The organism is Halodurantibacterium flavum (genome assembly GCF_042681825.1).
GTDB classification, from domain to species: Bacteria; Pseudomonadota; Alphaproteobacteria; order Rhodobacterales; family Rhodobacteraceae; genus Halodurantibacterium; species Halodurantibacterium flavum.
Map to the genome: position 1 here is coordinate 1 of NZ_JBHUGH010000016.1, position 822 is coordinate 822.

At 62.4% G+C, this 822-nt stretch carries 1 protein-coding gene; it reads right to left on the reverse strand.

The features are described from left to right. Window positions 1-23: 23 nt before the first annotated feature. Window positions 24-793 (reverse strand): IS5 family transposase gene (locus ACFSGJ_RS17130; RefSeq protein ID WP_390264661.1). Its coding sequence is split into 2 segments (ribosomal slippage): window positions 24-457 and window positions 457-793, totalling 771 coding nucleotides; the frame shifts between segments, so codons are not numbered across the junction. Between the last annotated feature and the right edge of the window lie 29 nt (window positions 794-822).

Here is an 822-nt window from a genome sequence, read left to right on the forward strand (position 1 = left end):
TTAGGCTCCAGACTCATTGATTTTCAAAGCCAGAAGATGACGGTTGCGGCGAGAGCGACGGCGGAGAGGAAGGTCGTGGCGCATCTGTCATAGCGTGTGGCGATACGGCGCCAGTCCTTCAGCCTGCCGAACATGATCTCGATCCGGTTGCGCCGCTTGTATCGGCGCTTGTCGTAGCGGACGGCCGCGCCGCGTGACTTCCGGCCCGGGATGCAGGGGCGTATCCCCTTGTCTTTCAACGCATCGCGGAACCAGTCGGCATCATAGCCGCGGTCGGCGATCAGCCATTCTGCGGCGGGCAGGCTGCTCAACAGGGCCGCTGCGCCGGTGTAGTCGCTGACCTGGCCCGCGGTCATGAAGAAGCGGATGGGGCGGCCTTTTGAATCCGTCACGGCGTGCAGCTTGGTGTTCAAGCCGCCCTTTGTCCGGCCGATCAGACGCCCGCGCTTGTCGTCGGGCCCCCTTTTTTGACCCGCAGGCTTGAAGCCGTGCGATGCGCCTTGAGATACGTCGCGTCGATCATCACGACCTTCTCCTCGCCGCCTTCGGAGGCCAGCCCCTCCATCATCCTGGCAAAGACCCCCATGTCGCCCCACCGCTTCCATCGGTTGTATAGCGTCTTCGCCGGACCATATTCCCTCGGCGCATCGCACCACCGCAAGCCATTACGATTGATGAATATTATCCCGCTCAACACGCGTCGGTCATCGACCCGCGGCTTGCCGTGGCTCTTGGGAAAGAACGGCTTCAGCCGCTCCATCTGCTCGTCCGTCAGCCAGAAAAGATTGCTCATCATGCCCCCCGTCAGCGCGGAGCGCTTGA